This window comes from Branchiibius sp. NY16-3462-2 (genome assembly GCF_001594145.1).
Taxonomy (GTDB): Bacteria; Actinomycetota; Actinomycetes; order Actinomycetales; family Dermatophilaceae; genus Branchiibius.
On the sequence record NZ_LVCF01000046.1, the window covers coordinates 25,610 to 48,920 of the forward strand.

General features: G+C 69.3%; 24 protein-coding genes. 7 read left to right on the forward strand and 17 right to left on the reverse strand.

The window, feature by feature from the left end:
• Positions 1 to 9: 9 nt before the first annotated feature.
• The 3 genes from AZH51_RS17430 to AZH51_RS17440 are packed head-to-tail and all read right to left on the reverse strand — an operon-like array spanning position 10 to position 2,479.
• Entirely contained in the window at positions 10 to 1,437 is a 1,428-nt protein-coding gene (locus AZH51_RS17430) for a phosphomannomutase/phosphoglucomutase (RefSeq protein WP_291526130.1), read from the reverse strand.
• Positions 1,438 to 1,448: 11 nt separating this feature from the next.
• Complete coding sequence (locus AZH51_RS17435; protein ID WP_291526131.1) at positions 1,449 to 2,090, reverse strand: FMN-binding negative transcriptional regulator; 642 nt, start codon at positions 2,088 to 2,090, stop codon at positions 1,449 to 1,451.
• A gap of 35 nt (positions 2,091 to 2,125) precedes the next feature.
• A complete protein-coding gene (locus AZH51_RS17440; protein ID WP_291526132.1) occupies positions 2,126 to 2,479 on the reverse strand; it encodes a DUF3499 family protein in 354 nt (117 codons plus the stop codon).
• Between the two features lie 136 nt (positions 2,480 to 2,615).
• Between AZH51_RS17440 and AZH51_RS17445 the strand changes: the two genes are divergently transcribed.
• The 3 genes from AZH51_RS17445 to AZH51_RS17455 are packed head-to-tail and all read left to right on the forward strand — an operon-like array spanning position 2,616 to position 4,327.
• On the forward strand, positions 2,616 to 3,005 hold the full coding sequence (locus tag AZH51_RS17445) for a metallopeptidase family protein (protein WP_291526133.1): 390 nt from the start codon (positions 2,616 to 2,618) through the stop codon (positions 3,003 to 3,005).
• Positions 3,002 to 3,829 (forward strand): SDR family oxidoreductase, encoded by an 828-nt coding sequence (locus AZH51_RS17450; protein WP_291526134.1) that lies wholly within the window; start codon positions 3,002 to 3,004, stop codon positions 3,827 to 3,829. The genes AZH51_RS17445 and AZH51_RS17450 overlap by 4 nt, the downstream gene beginning before the upstream one ends.
• Before the next feature lie 36 nt (positions 3,830 to 3,865).
• Positions 3,866 to 4,327 carry an immunity 26/phosphotriesterase HocA family protein gene (locus tag AZH51_RS17455; RefSeq protein ID WP_291526135.1) on the forward strand — a complete coding sequence of 154 codons (462 nt, stop codon included), beginning with the start codon at positions 3,866 to 3,868 and terminating at the stop codon, positions 4,325 to 4,327.
• A gap of 132 nt (positions 4,328 to 4,459) precedes the next feature.
• Here AZH51_RS17455 and AZH51_RS17460 read toward each other — a convergent pair whose 3' ends face one another.
• The 4 genes from AZH51_RS17460 to AZH51_RS17475 form a co-directional block, all read right to left on the reverse strand.
• Positions 4,460 to 5,881, reverse strand: a complete 1,422-nt coding sequence (locus AZH51_RS17460) for an HNH endonuclease signature motif containing protein (protein WP_291526136.1) — start codon at positions 5,879 to 5,881, stop codon at positions 4,460 to 4,462.
• A 76-nt stretch (positions 5,882 to 5,957) separates the two neighbouring features.
• On the reverse strand, positions 5,958 to 7,403 hold the full coding sequence (locus tag AZH51_RS17465) for a DUF5719 family protein (RefSeq protein ID WP_291526137.1): 1,446 nt from the start codon (positions 7,401 to 7,403) through the stop codon (positions 5,958 to 5,960).
• On the reverse strand, positions 7,400 to 10,594 hold the full coding sequence (locus AZH51_RS17470; RefSeq protein WP_291526138.1) for a glycosyltransferase: 3,195 nt from the start codon (positions 10,592 to 10,594) through the stop codon (positions 7,400 to 7,402). Before AZH51_RS17470 ends, AZH51_RS17465 begins: the two co-directional genes overlap by 4 nt.
• Positions 10,595 to 10,649: 55 nt before the next feature.
• Entirely contained in the window at positions 10,650 to 10,919 is a 270-nt protein-coding gene (locus AZH51_RS17475; RefSeq protein ID WP_291526279.1) for a WhiB family transcriptional regulator, read from the reverse strand.
• A gap of 203 nt (positions 10,920 to 11,122) precedes the next feature.
• Here AZH51_RS17475 and cofD point away from each other — a divergent pair, with 203 nt between their 5' ends.
• From cofD to AZH51_RS17490, 3 genes are read left to right on the forward strand one after another with little or no spacing between them, the layout of a single operon-like run.
• Positions 11,123 to 12,103, forward strand: a complete 981-nt coding sequence (gene cofD, locus AZH51_RS17480) for a 2-phospho-L-lactate transferase (protein ID WP_291526139.1) — start codon at positions 11,123 to 11,125, stop codon at positions 12,101 to 12,103.
• The gene (locus AZH51_RS17485; protein WP_291526140.1) at positions 12,100 to 13,104 is read left to right on the forward strand and encodes a coenzyme F420-0:L-glutamate ligase; all 1,005 of its coding nucleotides are present in this window, start codon (positions 12,100 to 12,102) and stop codon (positions 13,102 to 13,104) included. The genes cofD and AZH51_RS17485 overlap by 4 nt, the downstream gene beginning before the upstream one ends.
• Positions 13,105 to 13,114: 10 nt before the next feature.
• The gene (locus AZH51_RS17490; RefSeq protein WP_291526141.1) at positions 13,115 to 14,344 is read left to right on the forward strand and encodes a hypothetical protein; all 1,230 of its coding nucleotides are present in this window, start codon (positions 13,115 to 13,117) and stop codon (positions 14,342 to 14,344) included.
• Here the strand turns inward: AZH51_RS17490 and AZH51_RS17495 are convergent.
• The 9 genes from AZH51_RS17495 to AZH51_RS17535 all read right to left on the reverse strand — a co-directional run bounded on the left by AZH51_RS17495 (position 14,316) and on the right by AZH51_RS17535 (position 22,314).
• On the reverse strand, positions 14,316 to 15,482 hold the full coding sequence (locus AZH51_RS17495; protein WP_291526142.1) for a DegT/DnrJ/EryC1/StrS family aminotransferase: 1,167 nt from the start codon (positions 15,480 to 15,482) through the stop codon (positions 14,316 to 14,318). The two genes, AZH51_RS17490 and AZH51_RS17495, sit on opposite strands and share 29 nt — an antisense overlap.
• An 86-nt stretch (positions 15,483 to 15,568) precedes the next feature.
• Positions 15,569 to 16,309 (reverse strand): VOC family protein, encoded by a 741-nt coding sequence (locus tag AZH51_RS17500; protein ID WP_291526143.1) that lies wholly within the window; start codon positions 16,307 to 16,309, stop codon positions 15,569 to 15,571.
• The gene (locus AZH51_RS17505) at positions 16,303 to 17,208 is read right to left on the reverse strand and encodes a DNA-3-methyladenine glycosylase 2 family protein (protein WP_291526144.1); all 906 of its coding nucleotides are present in this window, start codon (positions 17,206 to 17,208) and stop codon (positions 16,303 to 16,305) included. Before AZH51_RS17505 ends, AZH51_RS17500 begins: the two co-directional genes overlap by 7 nt.
• Positions 17,205 to 17,942: a hypothetical protein gene (locus AZH51_RS17510; RefSeq protein WP_291526145.1), complete on the reverse strand. Its 738-nt coding sequence runs from the start codon at positions 17,940 to 17,942 to the stop codon at positions 17,205 to 17,207. The genes AZH51_RS17505 and AZH51_RS17510 overlap by 4 nt, the downstream gene beginning before the upstream one ends.
• A 10-nt stretch (positions 17,943 to 17,952) precedes the next feature.
• Complete coding sequence (locus tag AZH51_RS17515; RefSeq protein WP_291526146.1) at positions 17,953 to 18,885, reverse strand: hypothetical protein; 933 nt, start codon at positions 18,883 to 18,885, stop codon at positions 17,953 to 17,955.
• The gene (locus tag AZH51_RS17520) at positions 18,882 to 20,123 is read right to left on the reverse strand and encodes a glycosyltransferase family 2 protein (protein ID WP_367188072.1); all 1,242 of its coding nucleotides are present in this window, start codon (positions 20,121 to 20,123) and stop codon (positions 18,882 to 18,884) included. The genes AZH51_RS17515 and AZH51_RS17520 overlap by 4 nt, the downstream gene beginning before the upstream one ends.
• Positions 20,107 to 20,853, reverse strand: a complete 747-nt coding sequence (locus AZH51_RS17525; RefSeq protein ID WP_291526147.1) for an SDR family NAD(P)-dependent oxidoreductase — start codon at positions 20,851 to 20,853, stop codon at positions 20,107 to 20,109. The genes AZH51_RS17520 and AZH51_RS17525 overlap by 17 nt, the downstream gene beginning before the upstream one ends.
• Entirely contained in the window at positions 20,846 to 22,066 is a 1,221-nt protein-coding gene (locus AZH51_RS17530) for an AMP-binding protein (RefSeq protein ID WP_291526148.1), read from the reverse strand. The genes AZH51_RS17525 and AZH51_RS17530 overlap by 8 nt, the downstream gene beginning before the upstream one ends.
• Complete coding sequence (locus AZH51_RS17535) at positions 22,063 to 22,314, reverse strand: acyl carrier protein (protein WP_291526149.1); 252 nt, start codon at positions 22,312 to 22,314, stop codon at positions 22,063 to 22,065. The genes AZH51_RS17530 and AZH51_RS17535 overlap by 4 nt, the downstream gene beginning before the upstream one ends.
• 48 nt (positions 22,315 to 22,362) lie before the next feature.
• Here AZH51_RS17535 and AZH51_RS17540 point away from each other — a divergent pair, with 48 nt between their 5' ends.
• Complete coding sequence (locus tag AZH51_RS17540) at positions 22,363 to 22,875, forward strand: GNAT family N-acetyltransferase (protein WP_291526150.1); 513 nt, start codon at positions 22,363 to 22,365, stop codon at positions 22,873 to 22,875.
• A gap of 7 nt (positions 22,876 to 22,882) precedes the next feature.
• Here AZH51_RS17540 and AZH51_RS17545 read toward each other — a convergent pair whose 3' ends face one another.
• Positions 22,883 to 23,299, reverse strand: a complete 417-nt coding sequence (locus AZH51_RS17545) for a hypothetical protein (RefSeq protein WP_291526151.1) — start codon at positions 23,297 to 23,299, stop codon at positions 22,883 to 22,885.
• Between the last annotated feature and the right edge of the window lie 12 nt (positions 23,300 to 23,311).

The following is a 23,311-nucleotide window of genomic DNA, read 5'->3' on the forward strand; positions in this document are numbered from 1 at the left end:
GCAGCCTAGTCAGTCCGCTGCCCGGATCAGCGGAAGGACCGCGTCCCGGACGGCACTCATCGTCGCTTCGTCGGCTGCCTCGACGTTCAGCCGCAGGAGCGGCTCGGTGTTACTGGCGCGCAGGTTCAGCCACCACATGGGGGTGCCACGGAAGGTCAGCGTGGTGCCGTCAAGGGTGTCGACATCGAGCTCTCCCCCAGGCTGCTGCGCCGCCCACCGGCGAACCCGTTCTGTCGCCGCCGCCGGGTCCTCGACGGTGGAGTTGATCTCACCTGAGGCTACGTAGCGTTGGAACTGCCCGGCCAGCTCCGACAAGGGCAGATCCCTCTCTCCGAGGGCGGCCAAGAGGTGCATCGCGGCCAGCATGCCGGTGTCGGCGAACCAGAAGTCGCGGAAGTAGTAGTGCGCCGAGTGCTCGCCGCCGAACACCGCGTTGTGCCGGGCCATCTCGGCCTTGATGAACGAGTGACCGACCCGGGTCCTTACCGGCGTGGCCCCGGCTTCGGCGACGATCTCGGGTACGGCGGCCGAGGAGATCAGGTTGTGCACGATGCTGATCTGGGCGACCGGGACACCAGCGGCGACGTCGCGGGTAATTTCCCGGGTTGCGACGAGCGCGGTGATGGCCGAGGGATTGACCGGTTCGCCGCGCTCATCGACGGCGAAACACCGGTCGGCGTCGCCATCGAAGGCCAGGCCCACGTCCGCGCCGTGCTTGACCACGGCCGCCTGCAGGTCGACCAGGTTGGCCGGTTCCAACGGATTGGCCTCGTGGTTGGGAAAGGTTCCGTCGAGCTCGAAATAGAGCGGCACGATCTCCAGCGGCAACGCGGGCAGCCCGGCATCGGTGCCGAGCACGGCGGGCACGGTGTAGCCGCCCATCCCGTTGCCGGCGTCGACGACCACCTTGAGTGGACGGATGTCGCTCAGGTCGACCAGGCCCCGCAGGTAGGCCGCGTAGTCGGCGAGAAGATCCTTGGTAGTGACGGTGCCCTTGCGGGCCGCCACGGGCAACGGCTGACCGTCGACCTGCTGCTGGGCGAGGTCGCGGATCTGCGCGAGACCCGTCTCGAGGCTGATCGGTCGCGCACCCGCGCGGCACATCTTGATGCCGTTGTACTGAGCGGGGTTGTGGCTGGCGGTGAACATCGCCCCGGGCTCATCGAGGGCGCCGCTGGCGTAGTACAGCCCGTCGGTGGAACACAGCCCGATCACCGTGACATCGACCCCCTGGCTGGCTGCGCCGCGCGCAAACGCCTCGCTCAGGGCCGGCGAACTGGGCCGCATGTCGTGGCCCACGACGATGCCGCTGGCCCGGTCCGGCAGGGCAACGACCGCCGCGAACGCAGCGCCGAAGGACTCGGCGACCGCGTCGTTGAGCTGATCGGGAACGACGCCGCGCACGTCGTAGGCCTTGACGAAAGAGGCGAGTTCCACAGTGCGCGAGCCTAGTCGGCGACTGGCACGTTCCGCATCGCACTGACCAAATCAGCCGCCGGTGCGTCCGTCTCCGCCGCGATGTTCTCCGCGGCACCCAGCCGGTCCTCGGCTGATCGAGCCGCACTCACTTTGAACTTGCCGACGACATGAGTGATCGCGATCTCGATCCCGACCACCTCCGCAAGTCGCTCGCTCAGGTAGCTCGCCGGTGCGTCAGACATCCGCCAGGGCTGTGACCGCTGCGCCTCCATCGCCTTGGTCAGTTTGGCGACCGCGCCCCGTGCCCATCGTTCATCGTCGTGCACGACGACCCGGCCGTACACGTGCGCGATCAGGTAGTTCCACGTGGGAACCACTCGGTGGTGCTGCTGTTTGGAGGGGTACCAGCTCGGCGAGACGTAATGGTGCGCGCCGCCGAAGATCGCCAAGGACTCCCCGGCGTGATTTCCGTTGCGCCACAGAGGATTTGCCCGGGCAACGTGCCCGATCAGGCGACCGGTCTCGAGATCACCCTCCAGCAGCAACGGCAGGTGATCAGCGGCCAACTGCTGGCCGTCGTTGGTGACGAGGGCAGCGAGCGGCGCATTGCGGATCAGATCGATGACCGCCGCCGCATCCGGAGCGGCGTCGTGTTCGGGCAGGTAGACCACCAACCCAGCGTGCCAGAGGAGTCGTCCTCGCTCACTCAGACCAGGCGCAGGGCGGGCCGTGCGGGCGCCGCTGATCCCGCACCGTTGGCTACGCGTCCCAGGTCCGCCGCCGGGGTGACCCGTCCCGCTTCACGTACGGCGTCTGCCAGGGCCAGCAGATCATCGTCACTGGGCTGCGGCTCCTGTTCCTCGACGGCCAGCCGCACAACAGTCCAACCGCGGGGCACCGTGAGGCGTGCTGCGTGCACAGCGCACAGGTCGTAGGTGTGCGGTTCAGCATGGGTGGCGAGCGGACCGACGACTGCGGTCCCCTCGGACTGCACGAAGGTCAGGGTCGCGACCGCTCCGGCATTGCACGCCGTCCGATCACACTGCCGCTTCAACCGCACCGCACGTCCCTTCGTGATCCCGAGTTTCTGCGCGCCACGGCCCTACCGACCAGGCGCTTCCCGATGCTAGGTCACCCGTGGCACCCAGCCGTGGCGGCGCGCGGCAGGGTGCCCCCAGGTGATCTAGAGTCGTTCCATGCAGCACAACCGGCACGGACGCGGTATTCGCGGCCCGCTGGCCTGGCCCCCGGTGCCTGCCATGCGTCCCCGGGCGGCGCTTTTCGACGAACTGGTGCTGGACGCCCTTGAACGCATTGAAGCGCGCCTGGGCAAGCCGCTGGGCCTGATCGAACTCGCCGTTGAGGATGTTCCGCCGAGCGACCCGGCCCCGTGGGAGACCCAGATCGCCCTCGCGCGGACGTTCCCGGCCGAGCACGGTAATCCCGCGCGCGTGGTGCTGTACCGACGTCCGATCGAATCGCGCGCGGGCCGTGAGGAAGAACTCGCGGACCTGATCGACGAGGTGGTGACCGAACAGGTCGCCGATCTGATCGGCGTACCTCCCGAGGACCTGGGTCGCGAGTGACCGATCCCACGGATGCGCCGTCGCTGGTCAGTTACGTTCCCGGCCTCGGTCGTCGCCCCGTCCTGGTCACCGGCGCCTCGGGAGTCCTCGGCCGAGCCGTGGTTGCCGAACTGGCGACCTCGCACACTCCGGTGCGCGCGATCAGCCGGCATCCGGACGCGGCGCAGCGAGCCCAAGGCTGGCTGCAGGCCGACCTAGCACTCGATACTGGTCTCGAGGCTGCGCTGGCCGAGGTTGCGGCGGTAATCCATTGCGCCACAGACCCATCCGATGCTCAGCGGGTCGACGTTGACGGCACGCGGAACCTTATCAACGCGATGGAGCAGCACAACCCGACCGCCCGTCTGGTTCACGTGTCGATCGTCGGCGTCTTCGACAATCCATTCCCGTACTACCGCGCCAAGGCTGACGCCGAACGCCTGACCTACGAGGCGCCGGTGCCGCATGTGGTGGCGCGCGGGACCCAGTTCCACCCGTTCGTCCATGACCTGCTGCGACCGCGGGCAGGGGTGAGCGTGGGTGTGTCCGGCCTGCGCTTCGCTCCCCTCGATCCGGCGTGGTTCGCCGCTCGCCTGGTTGACCTCGCGCTGGCGGAGGATCCGCCAGAGCTTTCGCAGTACGCCGGGCCGGAGACGTTCAGCTTCCAGGAGCTGGCGGCACTGACCGCGCACGTCGAGGGGCGCCGTACGCCGTTCCGGCTGCCGGCACCGGCCTTCGGAGCCACCCTGCGGGCGTTCCGGGACGGCAGCAACCTGCCGGGGCCGACCGCGCAGCGGGGTGGATCGACGTACGCCGAGTGGCTGGCTACTCGCGCTCAGCCATAGTGCTCGCGGCACGCTTTACCGGATGGGATCGGACTGATGGGCAGGACCAACTACCAGGAGGGTGACTGGTTCGCTGTGCCCCTACGCACCGGCGGGTACGCGATCGGTTTAGTGGCTCGCGCAAGCAGGGACGGCATTCTGCTGGGGTACTTCTTCGGACCCCGCCGTGACGAAATTCCGTCCCTCACCGACGTCGACGACCTGGCGCAGGGAGACGCGCTCCTGGTCGGCCGGTTTGGCCACCTTGGTCTTGAGCAGGGCCGGTGGCCGATTGTTGGCCGGCTAGCGAACTGGAGTCGGGACGCTTGGCCGATGCCTGCGCTGGTTCGGTACGAGGAGTTGAGCGGTCGGTCGTTCAAGGTCACCTACGCCGAGGATGATCCCAGCAGGCTGGTCCGCGAGGATCGCATTCTGCCTGGCGCCGCCGAGCAGAGACCCAGGGACGGCCTAATGGGTCCCGGCTTCGTCGAGAAGGTGCTCACTGGTGCTGCACGTTGACCGTCATCACTAGCGTCCGGGCTACGCAGGAATGCCCGGCCCCCACTGTAAACCGCATCGGGTCTCGGGCACGCGATTCGGTTAATTCATGGTTGTCATAGCGCCCCCGTATCGAAAGCGCACGCCTGCCGGTCAGGTCTGGAGGTTCCAACGGACACCGGTCGGCGTGAGGGTCGCGGTGAGTTGGTGCTCGTGCACGTAGGTGTGGTGGCGCCGGCAGAGCAGCGCCAGCTGATCCAGGTTCGTTTTGCCGCCCCTGGCCCAGGCGGTCAGGTGGTGCCCGTCGCACCACTGCGGTGGACAGTTGCAGCCCGGGAACGTGCAACCGCGGTCCCGTTGCCATAACGCGAGCCGCTGAGCGTCGGTGATCAATCGCTTCATCCGGCCGACGTCCAGTGGCTGACCGAGGCCGCCCAGCACCATGGGAATGATCCCCGCGTCACAAGCCCAACGACGCACCGCCTCAGGCGAGAGCACCTGCCCGGTTCCGGTGACACCGGCGCCCTTGGCCTCAGCGAGCAGATCGGCCAGGGAGATGGTGACCACGACCTGCGCTTTGGCCTGTCCCGGCACTGACCCACCGGCCTCCATCCCTCGTTGCACGATCGCGAGCAGCGCGTCGGCCCTACGGTGGGCAGCCCGACGAGGGTCCGGCTCGCCATGAGGACCTGGCACCGGCGTAGACAACGCAGCAACCGCAGCGTCGATCAGCGCAGCGCCTTCAGCATCAAGCGTCAACTGGTACTGGGTGAGGCCACCCGGGCCCGGCAGGCTGTGCAGCGCGCGGCCTCGACGGGCGGCACTCTCCTCCTCGGCCAACAGGTCGGCGGGTTTGAGGTGGCGACGGGTATGCCCGATCGCTTTGCCCAACTCGCGACTGGTCAGACCCCAGCCGACACCGGCCGCCGCAGGCGGCGGAGTACCGACCCACGCCGGTAGGGCCGACAACACGGGCGAAGCCTCGGAGTCGTCAGTGACAGGAAGGGCGTCGGGACCATCGACCGAACCTGCTCGCATCGCTTCCACCACCCCGGCCAGCTCCACCGGGTCGGTGACCGCTTGCACATCGTCGACGAACCGCAGGAGCTGATCGGTCTTCACCGCGCTGAGTCCGCCCGCGAAGAACGACTCCATCGTCCGTTCCGTCATCGCATCGGGACCCAGCGCAGCCGCAGTCGCGAGTCGCACCGTGCGAGTCGCCTGGCCAGCATCCGGCGGAGGCGCATCCTGGCCCTCGATCTCCCGCACCCAGTTCACCGGACGCTGCCCGTGCTGGGCTGGCAACCCCCGGGTGATGCCCTCGCGGACCAGCTCCACCTCGATCCGATCGAGCGCGGCACGCGCCCGACCCAGTGCCTGCAGCGTGTCGATGAGCTCAGGCTCGACCATCGCGCCAGCAACACCTCGCAGCACCGCCGCTGACCGCCGATTGCTGCTGGCCCACGCCGCAACCTGCAACCCGAACTCGCCCACCGCCCGACCGTTACCCGCCACCGCACGCGCACCCACCACGGGTGCCACCTGGGGGCCGGAGGTGGCCGCTGCGATCATCATGACCCGAGCATATGTTCGACCACCGACAGCCTGCAGGAGTCACGAGGCCGGTATGGGGATAACCGTTGACAAGCCCTTACCGTGGAGTTTCTGTCACGTCAACACCGTTGGGCTGCAGCAGAACTCGACCTAGACCGGTAGCAGCGATCACGTCACCGCTGGCGTCCGGGCTGCGCAGGAAGACGCCGGCATTCACGGCACCGCTGGTGACCTTCAACCACACGCCGCCGCCAAGCGTCAGCGGCACCACCGTGGGCCGGTCAGCGGCCACCGTCACGGTGCGTGTCGTCGCAGCGCCGGACGTGTCGACGCTGGTCAGTTCGACACTGGCGGCTCTGCCGGCGCCCAGCAGGAGAGTCGCTTGCGAGCCCGACGGCAGGGCCGGCACGACGAACGCAGAACTGTCGTTGATCGCAGCAGTGGCCGGCGCCCACGCGAAGTCGCTTGTCTTGGACGCGGTGAACGCCGCTGCGGTGAGCGGCTGATCAGCGCTGACCCGAAATTCGTACACCCCGTCCGGCACGTCCTTCAGCGTGATCTCATCGCTGGATTGCGCAGCGACCGTCGCCACCTGGTCGGCGGCAACGGCACCGTTCGCATCAATTGCCTGGACGCGCACGATCGCTGGCCGCGTGCCGGGAACGGCCACGCGCACCACCGGGGCGGACCCCACAACACCCACGGCCGGGATCACGATCGCCGTCGCCGGCGCAGCAGCGGGGCCGCTGAGTTCCAGACCCACCGGCGTCTCGCCCTTGGACCAACTGTCGCTCGCAGCAACGGCCAACGGGCCACCCGCGGTGGTGACCCGGATGGCCGCGGTCGCCAGCGCCGCCGGGAACGCACCAAGGGTCACCACGCTGCGGCTCTTTGCGGGAACGGTCACCGCGGGAACGCTTGCGGTTGCGTCGAGACCGGAGCGGCCGACGACCTGCAGGCGGGCCACGACCGCTGTGTTGTTGGGGTTGGTCAGGACGACCCGCACCACCCGACCCGGATCGGAGCCGCCGGCGAACAACCACGCTTCCGTGGTCGGTGTCGAAGGACAGGCCAAGGTCGTCAGCCCGCGCACCGTTGCCGACTTCTCCAGGCTGCTCTGGGTCCCGGTGAGTCCGGCGGCCAAGGCGCCGGAACCGGTCTCCAGCATTGCCCCCGCACCGGTCAGCGTCGTACTCACGACCGCGCCAGCCGCCGTCACGGGAGAGGGTGCCGAGCCGGCCGAACCCGGAAGCCGCTGACCGGTGACGGACCCGCCGGTGGTTGCGGTCTGCACCAGTTGCGCCGGCGCTGCGGCGACCGCGACCCCGACCTGTTGCTTCGCATCCGGCGCCGCACTCCCGGGCCGGTCCGGACCGGGGCAGATGACCTGACTTTGGATCTGGGCGGCGGACAACGCCGGAATCGTCGGTACGTCGGCCGGCCGGGTCGCGCGCACCGTGCCATTTGCTGCTCCCGCAGCCACGACGAGCCCAATGGCAGCTGCGACCGCGGCGATCGCACGGGCCACACCGGTGACCTTCATGGCCGGTCCCTTCTGCGGCCGCCGAACGGGATCGCGAAGTAGGTCACCAGCGCGAGCAGAACCCCTTGGATCCACAGCCAGCGACCCTCAGACACACCGGGGTCGATGCTGAGGCGACCCGTCGCGTCACTGGGCAACCGGTAGGCCGGCCACTCGCTGCTGGGCACTGCGGACAGGCGGGTGCCATCAAGGGTGACCGTGCCGTGTCGCGACCAGCCCTGACCCTCGGCGAGCACCACCGTGCGCGCACCCTCGTCCGTAGATAGGTCCGCCGTTGTGCGGGAATGCATTCCGGTGACGTCCACGACGTCGATAGCCGTCGACGGGTCGTCACCGGAGGCCAACACCACCCGGCTCACACCGACACTTCGCGAGCCATCCTCGATGGGCAGCACCCGCCACACCCGGTCACCATCACCGGCCTGGGTGACCGCCCCGGACACCTTCAACGCAGCGACAGCGGTCGATCCCGGACCATCGACCAGCACATACCCGACCCCCAGATCGTGCAGTTGCTGGGTCAGTGTCGCTCCGGAACTACCTCCGTCGAGCAACGAGCGGACGACCGCCGCCGTGGGCGCGCCTCCCGCCAACGACGCGCGTAGGTCACGGGCGGGACCTCCGACTTCGCGCCCGACCAGTTCGAACGACGTGGCGGACCCCGTGCGCAGGATCAGCGCGCGCTCAGCGCGAGGGCCCTCCATCGCCGTACGGACGAACGCAGGCACCGTGTCGCTGGCGGCGACCACGGTGCGCTGCGGCGTACGCCAGATCTGGTACCCGGCCACGCCCAGCCCGGCTACCACGGACAGCCCGCAGAACACAGCAAGCGAGCGGCGCAGACCAGGCGCCACGACGCGCCCGTCCGCGCGGGACCAACCGCGAACCCCCAACAGGGCGGCACCGAGCAGCGCCGCCGCGTAGAGGTCCAGCGGGGTGCCGGCCCAGGGCGTCCGCGCTCCCCCGGCGGTGTCGACCAGCAGCAGGTGCGGTGCCCACAGGGCGCCGGCAAGACCGCCGAGGCCGAGCACGATGAGGGCCAGGTGGCCCCGGGCGAAACCGGCGCGCAGCAGGCCGAGCACTCCGAGTACGACGACCGGGACCCCCAGCCAGGGCACGCCGTCACCGGGTTGCAGCAGGGCGAGATGCCACGGCACCAGCTGTGCGGGATCGGCCAACTGCCCCGGCCCGGCCAGCACCATCCGCCAGTCGGCCGTCAGTGCCTGCCAGCTCCACCGACCCAGCAACAAATAGGGCACGACGATCACCGCCGCCGCGTGAGCTCGGGCCCATCCCGGACCGATGACCACGATCCCGAGAGCCAGAACCATCAGCGCGACCATCGACACCGGTGAGACCGCACCCAACGCCGCCAGCAACAGGATGGCGCCGGCGGTCGAAACCACTCGTCGACGCCTGGACCCGATCCGGAGCACGGCGGCCAGGGCCAGCGGCAGCAGGATGTGCGCGATCGCCGGGCCGAGGCGGCCGTCGCGCAGCGCACCCGTGACGATCGGCAGGAACGCCCACAGCAGCGCGGCCGCGGTGCGCGGCCACGGCGCACGGGTCGCGACCCGCCCGGCGAGGTAGGCGCTCAGCCCGGACAGCGGCACGGTCGCCATGAGCAACCACGACACGGTCACCGCGGATGCAGCCGATGTCGTGACCCACGGCAGGGCCTGGACCACCCACGTGGGCAGCGCGAGCAGGGCCAGGACAGGGGTCGGGACGTTCGGATGGCCGAGGCCCGCGCCCTGCCAGGCATCGACGTACGTGTGCCAGACACCAGAGGCGTCGGTGGCGAACGGCAACAGCTCGCCGCCGGTCAGGCCCCACCCGGTTCCCGTGATGACGCCGGCACCCAGAGCGTGTCGCCACCAGACCAGGGCCGCCGCGATGGTGAGCAATCCGGCCCACGGCGCCGGCCCGGCGAAGAACGGCGTCTGATTCAGATCCTGCGGGAGTTCCTGGGCCTCATCGCTGTCCTGCGTGTTCAGTCCGCCGGTCACCGACAGGGCGTCGCCGGTGCGTTGCCCCATCGACGCCCATGCCGCGCTGATCGCGGCTCCGGCGGGGACGAACAACTGCCGCAGCGACCGGCGGCTGACACTTCGCTGGCGCAGGAACCGCAAACGCGCACCCATGATCCGGGTAAATCCGAATCCTGCGGTGGCAGTGGCGAGTTCGTGACCAGCGGTGCGGGGACGTTTCCCGATCAGCAACGCGGCCGCCAGCAGAACCCCACCCAGCACGCTCCACAACCACAGGAACGGCAGGGCGAGCCATGAGCACCGGGCCAGGGCGATCTGACGGAACCGGCGCTGGATGCGCACCGGCCGGGTGTCTTCCCGGTCGGTCGGCGCGGACTCGGTGGTGCCGGTGAACACGGTCGCCTGCGGCACGATCACCACCTGATGTCCGGTCAGGTGCGCGCGCCAGCACAGATCCAGGGCGTCACCGTCACCGTCGAACGCCGGGTCGAAGCCGCCGAGGCTGGTGTAGACGTCGCGGCGGACCAGCATCCCCGAGGTGCTCACCGAGATGACATCGCGACGCGTGTCGTGCTGGCCCTGGTCGGTCTCGTCCGCGCCCAGCAACGGCACGACGCGACCGCTGCGGGTGATGTCGAGACCGACGTGTAACAACCGGCGGCTGTCATCGCCAGCCACGACTTTGCCGCCAGCGATGCCGACGCGGGTCGACCGGCTGACGACCGCCATCAGCATCTGCAGGCTGTCCGGAGCGGGGCAATCGTCCTGGTGCAACAGCCAGAACCACTCGCGGCGATCCCGGGGCCGGATCGGGCGCCGGTGCGCCCGCGAGCGCCGGCGTTTGCCGACGACCACTTCCTCGCCCGGGTCGGGTAACGCCTCGACGGCTTCGTCGATGATGTCGGCGAACGCGGCACCGGACGCTGCGGTGATCACCGGCAGGTCGGCGTACGCCGCGCGCAGTTGGGCCGCCGCGGGACCGTCAAGGACCTCGCGCAAGCTGCGGTCCGGTGTGGCATCCACCAGGACAAGGCGGTCGGGGCGACGGGTCAGAGCGCTGAGCGCGCTGAAGGTGCCCGTGAGGAGTTCGGGCCGGGAGTCCTGGACGACCAGGACTGCCGTCACCTGGACGGCCGTCGCATCGACGCTGTCTGAAACGCTGGCGGAATCGCTGTCGGTCACGGTGCTGAGGGTGGTCATGGGTGAACCGCGTGGGCGCAGAGGAGCGGGCCGGGCCGCGAGGGCAGCGCGCTGATCAGACCGCGCGCTTTTTCAACTTGCGCCGTTCGCGCTCGGACAGGCCGCCCCAGATGCCGAACCGCTCGTCGTGCAGCAGCGCGTACTCCAGGCATTCCGAACGCACCTCGCAGCCCACGCACACCTTTTTGGCATCACGGGTGGAGCCGCCCTTCTCGGGGAAGAACGCTTCGGGGTCGGTCTGGGCACACAGGGCACGCTGCTGCCACCCCAGCTCGTCCTCCTCCTCGATGGCGGAGGTCGAAGCGGCGATAGTCAGCTCGCGCAGCACGGCGTTCTGGTCGGGCAGGGGCAGGACGGTTGCTCCAGACGTGATTGTTGTCTGTTCGTGCATTGCCTGTTGGGTCATGGCGGGCTCCTCAGCGAATGACAGCAATGCAATTACACGCGTGTCATTCCCAAAGGTCAACCCCGTGAGACCGGAAGATATGCGCCCGCACGATGGTGTAGGGCGTTTGCGAGACTGTCGGAATGCGGATTACGGCCCTGTCCGGTGGCGTCGGTGGCGCCCGTTTCCTACGTGGCGTCCTGCACGCACTCGAACGCTCCGGCGAGCCAGCCGACCTCACCGTCATCGGCAACACCGGCGACGACATCACCCTGTTCGGCCTGCGCGTCTGCCCCGATCTGGACACGGTGCTCTACACCTTGGGCGGCGGGATCCACGAGGAGCAGGGCTGGGGACGCGCCGACGAGACATTCTCCGTGCAGGGTGAGCTCGCGGCGTACGGCGCCCAACCCCAATGGTTCGGGCTGGGCGACAAGGACTTCGGCACGCACATCGTGCGCAGTCAGTGGCTCGGGCAGGGGCAGAGCCTGTCGCAGGTGACGGCGCGGCTCGCGGATCGCTGGGGCCTGCCCGGCCGCGGCGTCACCCTGCTGCCGATGACCGACTCCCCCGTCGAGACGCACGTGGTGATCGACGACGGCTCCGGGCCGCAGGCGGTGCACTTCCAGCAGTGGTGGGTCAAAGAGCACGCAGCGATCCCCGCGCAACGTTTCGTCGTGGCCGGGATGGACCGCGCGGCGGCGGCACCCGGTGTGCTGGACGCCATCCGACAGGCGGACGTCGTGCTGTTGCCGCCGAGCAATCCCGTGGTCTCGATCGGGATCATCCTGTCCGTGCCCGGCGTTCGCGACGCGCTGCGCGGCACGAATGCACCCGTGGTCGGGGTCAGCCCGTTGATCTCCGGTCGCCCCGTGCGCGGGTACGCCGATGCCTGCCTGTCCGCGATCGGCGTCGAGTCGACGTCGCGCGCGGTGGCGGGTCTCTACGCCGACTTCCTGTCCGGCTGGCTGGTCGATGAGGACGACGACCTCTCGGCGTACGCCGATCTGCCGGGCGTGCGGGTCCTGGCCCGCCCCGTGCTGATGACTGATCTCGACGCGACGGCAGATATCGCGCAGGCCGCGATCGACCTCGCCGGCGCCACCCCTGCCGTGCGACCGTGACCCTCACCGTGCTGCCGGTCAGCGGCCTGCCGGAGATCGGCGCCGGCGACGACCTGGCTGCGTTGATCGCGGGCGCTGTGGTGTTGCAGGACGGCGACATCGTGGTGATCACCAGCAAAGTGGTCTCCAAGGCGCTCGGCCTGGGGGTGCTCACCGACGACCGTCAGACGTTGGTCCTGCAGCAGTCCACCGCGGTGGTGGCCGAGCGTTCTACACCGACGGGGGTAACCCGCGTCGTGGCCGCCTCGGCCGGACCGGTGATGACCGGCGCGGGCATCGACGCCTCCAACAGCGAGGAACTGCTGCTCCTGCCGCCGGACCCGGATGCGGCCGCTTCGCAGCTGCGCTCTGCGTTGGAAGCCGCCACCGGAGTGCACCTAGCCGTCGTGCTCTCGGACACTTCCTCACGCCCCTGGCGGGAAGGGTTGTCGGACTTCGCGCTCGGCACGTCCGGCCTCCGACGCCTGGACGATCTGCGGGGGTTGGCGGACACCCATGGTCGCGACCTCGCCGTCACTGTGCGCAACCTCGCGGACGAAATCGCCTCTGCCGCAGACCTAGTCAAGGGCAAGGTCGATCGGGTGCCCGTGGCCGTCGTACGCGGATCAGCCTCACTCCTCACCGACGATCCCCAACCGTCGCTGGTGCGCACTGGGCCGACCGACTGGTTCGCCCTCGGCTGGCACGAAGCGGTCCGGGACGCGCTCGGAGTCACCCCCGGTTCACCGGATGCCGAACGGATCGGTCTGCTGTCCGTGAGCGCGGAGCCGCTGGCGGACAGGTTGCAGCGCGCCGTACGCGTAGCGGCACACGGGCAGCCGCTCATCGCCGCCCAGGTCGACGACGACGCCGTGGAGTTCACCGATGAGGACCCGGTGGCGCTGGGCCGGTTCTGGGCCCGCGTCGAGGTGGCCCTGGCCGGTGAACGCCTGGCCTGGAGCGCGCAGCGACTCGCCCCGGACCGGGTCCGGCTCACGGTGCGCGACCAGGACGCGCTCTAGAATCGGCCGGGTGCAACTCGGCAACGACGACTTCGTCCCGGTGATCCTGGGCACCAACCTCAACGCGTACAACATCTCCCGGTCGCTGCACGAGGCGTACGGCGTGCGGTCGCTGGCCCTTGGGCGGTTCGCGGTCCGGGAGACGGCGGACTCGACGATCGTCGAGGTGCGGGCCCGCGCCGACTTCGCCGACGCCGACGTCATCGTGAGCGTCCTGGACGAGGTGGCACGCGAGTTCCCCGACCGCACGCTGTTGCTGATCCCGACGATCGAGTTCTACACCAACGTCGTGCTGGACCGCCGCGGCGAGCTGGATGAGCGGTACGTCGTGCCGCTGCCCGGTCGCGACGTCACCGACCGGCTGATGAACAAGACCGACTTCTACCGCACGTGTGCCGAGTTGGGTGTGCCCCACCCGGAGACGGTCATCGTCGGACCGGACACTCCGCTGGGCGACACGTTCGGCACCGACCTGCCGTTCCCCTACCCGGTGATCCTGAAACCGTCGAACACCGACATCTACCCGCGGCTGGATTTCGCCGGCAAGCAGAAGGTCTACGTGGTGCAGGACGCCGCGGAACTGCGGGACATCGCGGGTCGGATCTTCGTGGCGGGTTATGACGACGATCTGGTGGTGCAGGAGTACCTCGCCGGCGACGAGGCGGTCATGCGGGTCGCGAACACCTATTCAGACCAGCACGGTTCGATGCGGTTCGCCGCCTGCGGGCAGGTGGTGCTCACCGAGTGGGATCCGGCGTTGGTGGGCAACAACAACGCGATCATCTCGGTGCGTGACGACGACCTCGTGGAGTCGATGCGGCGCTTCCTGGACGGCGTCGGGTACGTCGGTCTGGCCAACTTCGACGTCATGCACGACAACCGCACCGGGCTGCGCAAACTCCTCGAGGTGAACCTGCGACCGGGCGCCACGTCGTACTACGCGATGGCCGGCGGTGGGAACCTGATCCGACCGGTCGTTCAGGATCTGGTCTACAACCGGCCGGTGCCGTTCACGGTTGCTACCGAAGAACGGCTCTGGCTGAATGTGCCCTACCCGGTGGTGCTCAAGTTCGCGCCGAAATCCCTTCGGGCGCAATACAAGTCGGCTGCCAAGAACGGCAAGGTGCACACGCTGGATTACGCGCCCGACCTGAGTCCTGCCCGGCGCATCGACATCGCCCGGATCGACGCCCGGCACACGCTGGCCTACTTCAAGTACGCGAAGACGCGCTCGCAGTAAGGGATTCGGCCAGTACGTCGGCAGCGGCCCGGGCACGGTCCGGCGTCACGTCGGTCGGCAGGTTCACGATCCGCGAGATCAGGTCCTCGGTGCGGGCGACCGACGGGTCTCCTGGCGTGTAGCCGTAGTCGGCGGGGTTGGCGGCGCCCGGGAACAGCGCGGGCCGGTACCAACGACCGGCGTAGTGACCGGCAGCGGTGAGCTTTTGCAACGTCGGCTCGGCATCCGCGGGGTCGGCCACGAAGAACGGGAAGCGCACCAACGGACTTGTGGCAGTGGCCGATTCGGGGATCTGTACGACGTCGGCCAGGAGCTCCCGGTAGATGGCCACCGCGGCCGCGCGCCGCTCTTCGGTCGCGTCGAGACCGGGAAGCGCCTGCGCGATCTGGGCAATCACCGATTCGCTCGGGGCCAGCGGGGCGTGGCTCAGCCCGCCCCGGGTTTCGACGGGCGCGATCGCCGGTTCCAGGGCTCCCGTGGCGACCAACGCCTTACGAGCACGGCCGGACACCGCCGCCGGGAGCCGGTTCAGCAGACCGTTCTGGGTGCGATAGCTGCGTACGGCGAGTTCCAGGCGACCGTCGACGACGGGCAGTGTGGCCAGGCGGCCAGTGATGCGCGCGTGCAGGTCGCGGTCGCTCAACTCGGGGTTCACCCAGATCGCGCCGCCGAAGCGGGTGGGCAGCATCTTCTCGATCCCGAAGGAGTGCACGGAGATGTCCGCGAGCGGCGTCCCGTCCTCAGCGCGGGCCATTCGCGTGACGCAGTGGCAGGAGTCCTCGACCAGCAGCGCACCCTGCGCTGTCTGTTTGATCTGCCGGGCGCGGGCCTCGTCGACGATCCCGAAGGTGTGCTGCAGCACGACGGCTCGGGTGTCCGTGGGCAGCGTCTCCGGGTCGAGGGCCAACGAGTCGGGATGCACTTCCCCGTACGCCGGGGTGAGACCCGCGACCAGGATCGGATCCACCGCTGTCGCGCAGGTCAGCAGCTGCGTCGCGACCCGTCCCGGACCGTCGACGGCGATCTCCTCGAAGACCACCTGCATGCCGTGCCGGGCCTTGAAGACCAGGTGCCAGTCCTCTGCTTGCGTCCCGGTCCGGTCAGCGAGTTGTTGACGTACGTCGTGCGCCTGGGACATGCGGCCAACCCTAGCTTTCGACCCTTGGCTGCCCGTCATCCCCGACCACAACTCGTCGAGATGTGCCTCGCGGTCGCCAGGCTCGGTCAGAACGCGAGCCGTCCGGTCGCGGGATCGCGATCGGTCAGGCAGTAGCGACGACCGTCTGGAGCAACCAGAACCGTCCACCGCTCGAAGACCTGCTCGACGACCGCTCCGAGCGACTCGTGCCGCACCGTCTGCGCCGGACGATCAGCCACTGCGAAGTCCGGGTGCGCCGTGACGGTGTCACCAGACCCCACACGCTGCAGCAGAATCCGGACCGCACCAGCCGGATCGGGGTCCCCGAGGAACGCGAACTCCGGTCGTCGGCCGCGTTCCAAGGAACGGCCGGTCAGCTGCTGCCAGAACGCCACCTCCGCCTCCCACAACGCCTCGGGGATGTCGATGCTGACCTGGTCGAGGACGATGTCCAACCCATCCCGGACCATGCCCTCCGTTGGTAGGTCGACGGTGTGGCAGTAGAGCAAGCCGCCCGGTGAGCGCATGACCGCCACTTCCCCGCGCCGGGTCCAGGCGGGCTGCGCGCCAAGGTCCAGCGATCGGCGTACCGCGGCGGGTCGGTCAGTGCTGTCCAGGTCCAGATGAACCCGCGGTCGAGCGTCGTCGATGCGCTGGATCTCCACCCAGGAGTCTCCATGCGCCGGGACCAGCCGGGCGAACTGCCCTGTCTCCCCGAGGATTTCAACGGACGAACAACCAGAAGCCGCCGGCCAGAAGGCAAGCGCAGCATCCCAGGAAGGCGCCGGCACATCGAGGAAGATCCTGATCCAGGACGGCGTCACCATGTGGGCAGATGGGTCGGCAGCGTCAACCGGGCACCGCGGCGGGGCGCGCCCAGCCCACCGGCGGTGACCAGAAACTGCACGCGATAGCGATGACCGGCATAAGGCGCGAGCAACTCCTCCATCCCGGCGTCGTCCACCGGCGCGCCGGTGAGAGCGAACCCGACGTCCTTGGCCACGTGGTAATCCCCGAAACTGACCGCGTCCGGATCTCCGATGGCCCGCTGCAGCGTCTCGGCCGCGGTCCACACCCCGACGCCCGGCACCGCCCGCAACCGGCGCCAGGCATCGGCCACCGGCAACGACACGGCCTCTTCGAGACGCTCGGCCACCCGCACAGCTCGCATGATCGTGTCCGAGCGCGCCGCATCAACCCCGGCCCGCAGCCACTCCCAGGACGGGATCCGGGCCCACGTCCCGACCGCAGGCGGCGCGAAGAGGTCGGTCCGCGGTCCGGGCGCCCGCTCGCCGTACCGCTGCACCAGTCTGCGGTGGGCTCCGAACGCCTGTTTGCCGGTCACCCGCTGCTCGATGATCGCCGGGATCAGCGCGTCCATGACCCGGTCGGTGCGCCCGATGCGCCAGTCCCGGTGCTGCCGGGCAGCGTCCCGCAGGACCGCGTGGTGAACCTGGAAACCGGACGGGTCGTCGACGTCGCCCAGCAGTCGCGGGACCTGGGCGATGGCCCACGCGGCACCGGGACCCCACGCGGCGACGTCCACTCCATCGGCCCGCGCCATGAACCGCGTGGTGACCGGGCCGTCCGGTGTCTGGGAGGCGCGCCACAGACCAGTCGAGTCGGCTCGCCAGGTGGGGTCACCGGCCCCGCGGCGCAGCAAACCCAGGATCGAGCGCAACGGCACCGGCCGCCCGGGCCGGAAGGTGGTGGTGAGCGGCGTCACCGTCGCCGGAAGGTGAGCAGGGCCAGCCCGTACGACGCCCCGGAGTCCGCGATCCGACGCGCCAACTGACCCTCGACCAGACCGACGTCGCCGATCAGACCCAGTCCCTGCTCGTCGGCCCGGGCGATCACGCCGCGCAGGTCCGCCACGGAGAAGGACCCCTCGTCGGCGGGACCCAGGCGGGCGGTGAGACTGATCAGCCCGCCGTGCCGCAGCGCTGCGCTGCCGTGGGCCAGATCGAGATCAATGGTGTCCGGCGTCGCCGAGTGCGGGTGCAGGCGGACCACCATGTCCACCGTGCCCGGGTCGAGGTCAGTGCCCACCACGTCGGCTCGCATGACGTTGAGTGACAAAGGGGCGAAGCCGGCGCGGGACGCCCAGCGGGTGAAGACCGACCGCGGGCCGGCCGCGTCGACCACCACGGAGCGGTGCCGACCGTCATCGACGACCCGCACGAGGGCCGCCAGGGCGCCCAGCGCGGCCCAGGCCGCTGTGTCGTCGATCGTGCGCGGCATCCGCAACAGCCGACCGGCGCGGCGCGCGGCCTTGGCCTGGCTGCCGTCGACCAGCAGCGCGGTGGGCCGCACTCCGGCCAGATGGGACTTGTCCAGCGGCCCGCTGTTGCGCGGTAACCGGGCCGCCGTATCCCGGGCGGCGGTGCGGGCTCGATCGAAGGCGTTGCGGACTACAGGCGCGGACGCGATCAGCGCGGCCGTCTTGGGGTTGGCCTTCACAGCACTGACCCTAGACGACGGGACTGACAGGGGGCGGGAGATAACGCGACAGCAAACTGCGCTGGTCGGCGCTCAACGCCCGCTCCAACGCCTCCGTCCCCGGAGGCAGGACGCGCAGAACCGGCCGGTCATGCAGGGCCGCGAGGTTGAGCAAAGCGGTGCTGGAGGCGCCGATCAGCAGGTCTGCGGTCACGACCGCTGGGTCCAATTCGGCCGGTACGTCGATCGGCAGGGTTTCGTAGTCCGCGTACCGTCCGGGGGCCTCGGCCGGGTGGGAACGCACCAGGAACTGCCGCCCCGCAGCCCGTTGTTCCGCGGCCAGCGCCGCCACGTGCCGGGCGTAGGTGGCTGCGTCGACCAACCCCAGGTCGACCCACGGCTGTGTCAGCAGGATGGCCCGATCAGGCTCGAACGCGGTCGCATCGACCGGCCCCAGCGCCCGGTGGAACTCCGCCGCAACCGGCTCGAAGACCGCCCAGTCGGCTTCCTTGCGATACAGCGGCCACCGCAGGTTGGTCAGCGTCCGCTGCCCCGTAGCGATCGCGCCCGCTCGCACCGTGGAGCGGGCCTGCGAACCACCCTGACGAAGGTACGCCGCGCGCCGGGTCCGCCAGTCGCCGTACGTCCCGAGCCCCTCGTCCACCACCACGGTGGTGATCCGGCGCAGCGGGTCGGATCGCCGCAACGCGGCCAGGGGACGCAATCCGGGAGCTCCGACCGCGACGTACGTGACGGGTCCTTTGGGCGCCAAACCCGTTGTGCTGTCAGTGAATTCGACGGACAACGGCAACGCGTTGATCACGTCGTCGCGGCTCACGGTCGCCGACAGGAAGCTGCCGCCCTCCAGGTAGCGCACCGTCGTGTCCGGCGGCAGGGTGCGCAGGTAGGAGGCGACGTAGACCAGGTGGGTCCGGCTGCGGACGCCAGTCACAAGCACCGTCATACGACCGGGGGCCTCCCCGCCCGCGTCAACCGGGCCACCGTCTTCCACGACATCGGCCGCCGCTCCCCCGCGGGCTCCCGCACGCCTTCCCCGAATCCCTTGAACCACACCTTCAGCGACTCCTTGTCGTGCACTCGCAGCAGCGTGATCGCGGTCCAGTTGCCCAGGTAGATCGGCACGAGCGGCCACGGCAGGTTGCGCCGCGCGACCCACACCCGGTTGCGGGCGTTGGTGCGGTAGTAGACCGCGTGCCGGGCGGCGTCGGTCGAGGGGTGGTTCACGACGATGTCGGGCGCGTAGATGATCCGCCAGCCCGCGTCGACCAGCCGCCAGGCCAGATCGATGCCTTCGTGGGCGAAGAAGAACTGTCCGGGCCAGCCGCCGACCTGCTCGAACGCGCTGCGGCGGATCATGAAGACCGCCTCCCAGAACCACGTCGCCTCACCGGCGGCTCCCCCGTCGGACACGTCGAAGCGCGGCACCCAGCGACGCGGCGCGGGTTTGCCGGTCGGATCCTCGCCGCGGGGTTGCGCGACCGCGATATCCGGTTCGGCCAGGACCACCGCAGCGAGCCGGGCAAGCACGTCCGTGGTCGGCAAGCTGGCGTCGTCGTCGTAGAAGTAGAGCAACTCACCGCGCGCTTCCTTGGCGCCGACGTTGCGGCCCTCCGGGATACCGACGTTCTCGGTGAGGTGGACAGTGCGCACCCAGTCGGGCAATCCCGTTGGCGCCCAACCGTTTCCGACGAGGACGACATCAAGTTCGACGCCCTGCTGGGCCTTCAGGGTGTCCAGGGCCGTGGCCAGTTCGACCGGCCGGTCGCCCATGTGCAGCATGACGACACCGACCGTGGGCTTGTCCGTCATGGTGCCCAGGCTAATCACCAGATCCTCGCGTTCGATCGTGCTCACCTCGATCCCCTCAGGTACGTCGATCGGCAGCCCCGCGCGCGTGACCAGGAGCAGGATCGGCTCGCCGGTGAGCTTGGCGACGACCTCCGCCCGGGTCCAGGCCGGCCAGAAGATTGCTGGATCCTCAATCCCCGTACGCCGCGCGAGGGCTGGCGGGACAGGCTGGCTTGCGATCTCCGCATCGACCGCGTGGTTGTCGGCAGGAACGTCCCACACGACGGCGCGACCGTCGGCGAGATAGCTCGCTGCGCCCGTCTCGCGTGCTCGCGCCTGGGCCGCCGGAACGACGCGCGGCTGCTCCGACACCGGCTCAGATGCTGCCGCCACCGTCGACCACGATGACCTGGCCGTTGAGGTTGGTGTCGTCGAAGAGCAGGGACTTGACCAACGGCGTGACGTTCGCCGGCTCGACAAGGCGACCGGTCGGCGTACGTCGGGTGATGGTCGACAGTTGCTCGGTGCCCAGCACCGAACTCATCTCGGAGGCAAAGAAACCCGGCGCGATGGAGTTCACCAGGAAGCGGCCGTGCATCTCCCGGGCCAGTGCCCGCATCGCGGAGTCGAGGCCACCCTTGGTGGCCGAGTAGGCGACCAGACCGGAGTAGCCGCGCTGCGCGCAGATCGAGGTGACCATGATGATCCGGCCGCGGCCGACTTTGGCCATCGCGTGCCGGAGGAAGGCCCGGGTGAGCAACAGCGGGGCGGTCAGGTTGGTGCCGATGATGTCGGCGATCCGCTCCGGGGAGGTGTGCACGTGCAGCGAATCCTGCCCGATGGCAGCGTTGTTGATCAGCGAGTCGATCGGACCGAGGTGCTCGGCGGCCTCCTTGATGAACGCACGCACCGCCTTCTCGTCGGTCGCGTCGACCGAGCCGATGTGGACATCGTCCGGACGTTCCTTCGCGAGCTGCTCCAACTCGGGAGTGATGGTGCGGGCGAACGTGGCGACCTTGGCGCCACCGTCGAGGGCGCCACGGACCAGGTCGAGACCCAGTCCGCGCGAACCGCCTGAGACGAGAACGACTTTCGCGGCCGGGATGGGAGTGGATTCAGACATCGCTCTTCAGGCTTTCCTTGATCGGGATCTGCGGCAGCACGCGGATCCGCCGCGGCACGGAGTAGTCGGGCAGGCGCTCGCTGGCATAGGCAACCAGGTCCTGGTCGCTGACCTCGGCCCCGTCGGTGAGGACGACGTCGGCGACGACCATGTTGCCGACCAGTGGCGCTTTGCGTCCGCGTACGGCGGCCCAGGCCACGCCGGGGTGGCTCAGCAATGCGTCGCGCACTTTGCCGGCCGAGGCTTTGGAGCCGCCGACGTTGATCTCGTCGGAGGCGAGGCGGCCGGTGATCAGCACACGGTCGTCGGTCAGTTCCACGCGGTCGCCCGTGCGGATGACGGCATCCATTCCTTCGGCGGCGTGTGAGGACGCGATGAGTAGTTCGTCGCCCTCGACGGACAACCGCGGTCGGCCAGGGGTGTCCCGGTCCAGCCAGGCGCGGGGGAAGCCGGCGTGGCCGTCGTGCACCGCGATCGCGGCACCCGCTTCAGAGGAGGCGTAGATCCAGGAGATCCGGGCCTGCGGGTAGAGCTCGTGCAGCTGGTCGAGGATCGCCTGGTCGACCGGTTCACCACCGAGGGTGATCTGCTCCAGCGGCAAGGTGGCCATGGTCTCGCCGGAGCGGAAGATCGCCTGCCGCCAGAAGGTGGGGGTCCCCGAGGCGGCCGTCACGCCGTACTTTTGCGCCTTCGCCGGCCAGGAGTCCAGCTCGGACGGTTCGACGAAGACGATGTCCTGGCCCGGCAGGCTCACCGAGAGGGTGACCACCTGCCACCAGGCGTATGCGCCGGTCGCGTAGGGGCACAGCCAGGTGCGCGGCGGCTGCTCTCCACCGACCGTGGTCAGCGACGAGAGGGTGTGCGCGACCTGCTTGGGGCGACCGGTGGAACCGCTGGTGAGCAGCCAGATCCGGCCCGCTTCTGCAGGGCGGTCGGTCAGCGCAGGCGTGATGTCGTGGCCCTCGATGATCGCCAGACCGGCCTCACGCAGCTCGGTCTCCTGCTGGGCGTCGATCCGGGTGCGGGCCGCGATGAGAGTTTCCCGGCCGGGGTCGAGCACGTGCGCCCAGACCGCGTGCGCCGCCTGCAGGTTGCTCGCGGTCAGGAAGGCGGCGGCCTTGGGAAAGCCGGCCGGTGCGCCGCCCAGGTCCTCCCAGGTCGTCGCCGTGTCACCGGCAACAACCCGGTTACCGGCGCCCGCCGGCTGTGTCACGCGGTCTGCAACTGGTCGACGAAATCCAACACGTCGGACACTGTCTCGATGGAACGCAGGCCCGGAGCGTCGAAGTTGAGTTCTTCGTCCAGCTCGTCCTCGACGCGCAGCGCCAGCTCGGAGAAGTCCAGCGAGCGGAAGCCGATCTCCGTCAGCAATGTCGAGTCGTCGGCGGGAAGCTGCTTGCCCTGCGCCGAGAGCACCTCCCCCATCAGGGTGCGTACCTGGTCGCGCGAGAGCGTGGCCACTTTCAACCTCCGTGGTTGTGTTCGGGAATCACCGAGTAGTTTAGCGATGTGTTGCGAGCAGCTACGGACGACGACAAGGACCTGGCGCTGAAGTGGCGCAATCACCCGGTGGTGCGGGCGGTGTCTCTCCAGCAGCAGCCGATCAGCGAGGACGAGCACGCGCAGTACTGGGCCTCGCTGAAGGACAACCGGCACCGCAAGGTCTACATCTACGAGTTGGACAACACGCCCGCCGGCGTCGTCACCTTCTTCGACATCGACGACGGCTACGCGATGTGGGGCTACTACCTGGACAACGAGGGCCTCGAAGCCCGAGGACAACTGCTCCCGGCGTGGATCAAGATCCAGCGCGAAGCGGTAAAACTCGCCTTCGGCCCCACGGACAAGGGCGGCCTGGCGCTGGACGTGCTCGAAGGTGAAGTGCTCGAAGCCAACGAGGCGGTCCGTTCGATGAACAAACGCAACGGTTTCGAGGAGGTCGGTGTCGACGACGTCGAGATCGACGGCTTGGTCACCGTGGTGCACCGGATCCGGCGATCAGTGCAACCCGGCGACCGCTGAGTCGGCGTCACTCCCGTCGCAGGGTCCGGTAGAACGCCACCGAGCACACGGCCCCCGCCGCCAGGACGACCCACGGGCCGGGAGTCATCTGCACCCCGGACTGCGTGACGATCAAGCCTTGACCGTCGAGCAGGCCACCGTCGCGATAGCCCGCAGCGACTGTCCCCGAGGGTGCGAACCGGCGATCCAGGGTGAGATCCGTGACCGCCCTCGAACCATCGGTGCTCACCCAGTCGCCGGTCATGATGCACTGCGTGAACCGTCCAGAGCCCGAACACACCGTCTTGGACGCCGTGTACCTGCCCCACAGCACCGGCAGGTGCCAATTGATGACGTACGCCGCGACCAGGGCGAAGCAGCCAGCGGCCAGTACCGCCAGAACCGCCAACGCGACGACGCGGGCGAATCGCACCTTGATGGCCACCCAGTGAGTCTC

Coding starts and splice junctions, on each gene's coding strand:
- AZH51_RS17445 (WP_291526133.1), top strand. CDS start 2,616: ATGCAGCACAACCGGCACGGACGCGGTATTCGCGGCCCGCTGGCCTGG.
- AZH51_RS17455 (WP_291526135.1), top strand. CDS start 3,866: ATGGGCAGGACCAACTACCAGGAGGGTGACTGGTTCGCTGTGCCCCTA.
- AZH51_RS17460 (WP_291526136.1), bottom strand. CDS start 5,881: ATGATGATCGCAGCGGCCACCTCCGGCCCCCAGGTGGCACCCGTGGTG.
- AZH51_RS17465 (WP_291526137.1), bottom strand. CDS start 7,403: ATGAAGGTCACCGGTGTGGCCCGTGCGATCGCCGCGGTCGCAGCTGCC.
- AZH51_RS17470 (WP_291526138.1), bottom strand. CDS start 10,594: ATGACCACCCTCAGCACCGTGACCGACAGCGATTCCGCCAGCGTTTCA.
- cofD (WP_291526139.1), top strand. CDS start 11,123: ATGCGGATTACGGCCCTGTCCGGTGGCGTCGGTGGCGCCCGTTTCCTA.
- AZH51_RS17495 (WP_291526142.1), bottom strand. CDS start 15,482: ATGTCCCAGGCGCACGACGTACGTCAACAACTCGCTGACCGGACCGGG.
- AZH51_RS17500 (WP_291526143.1), bottom strand. CDS start 16,309: ATGGTGACGCCGTCCTGGATCAGGATCTTCCTCGATGTGCCGGCGCCT.
- AZH51_RS17515 (WP_291526146.1), bottom strand. CDS start 18,885: ATGACGGTGCTTGTGACTGGCGTCCGCAGCCGGACCCACCTGGTCTAC.
- AZH51_RS17525 (WP_291526147.1), bottom strand. CDS start 20,853: ATGTCTGAATCCACTCCCATCCCGGCCGCGAAAGTCGTTCTCGTCTCA.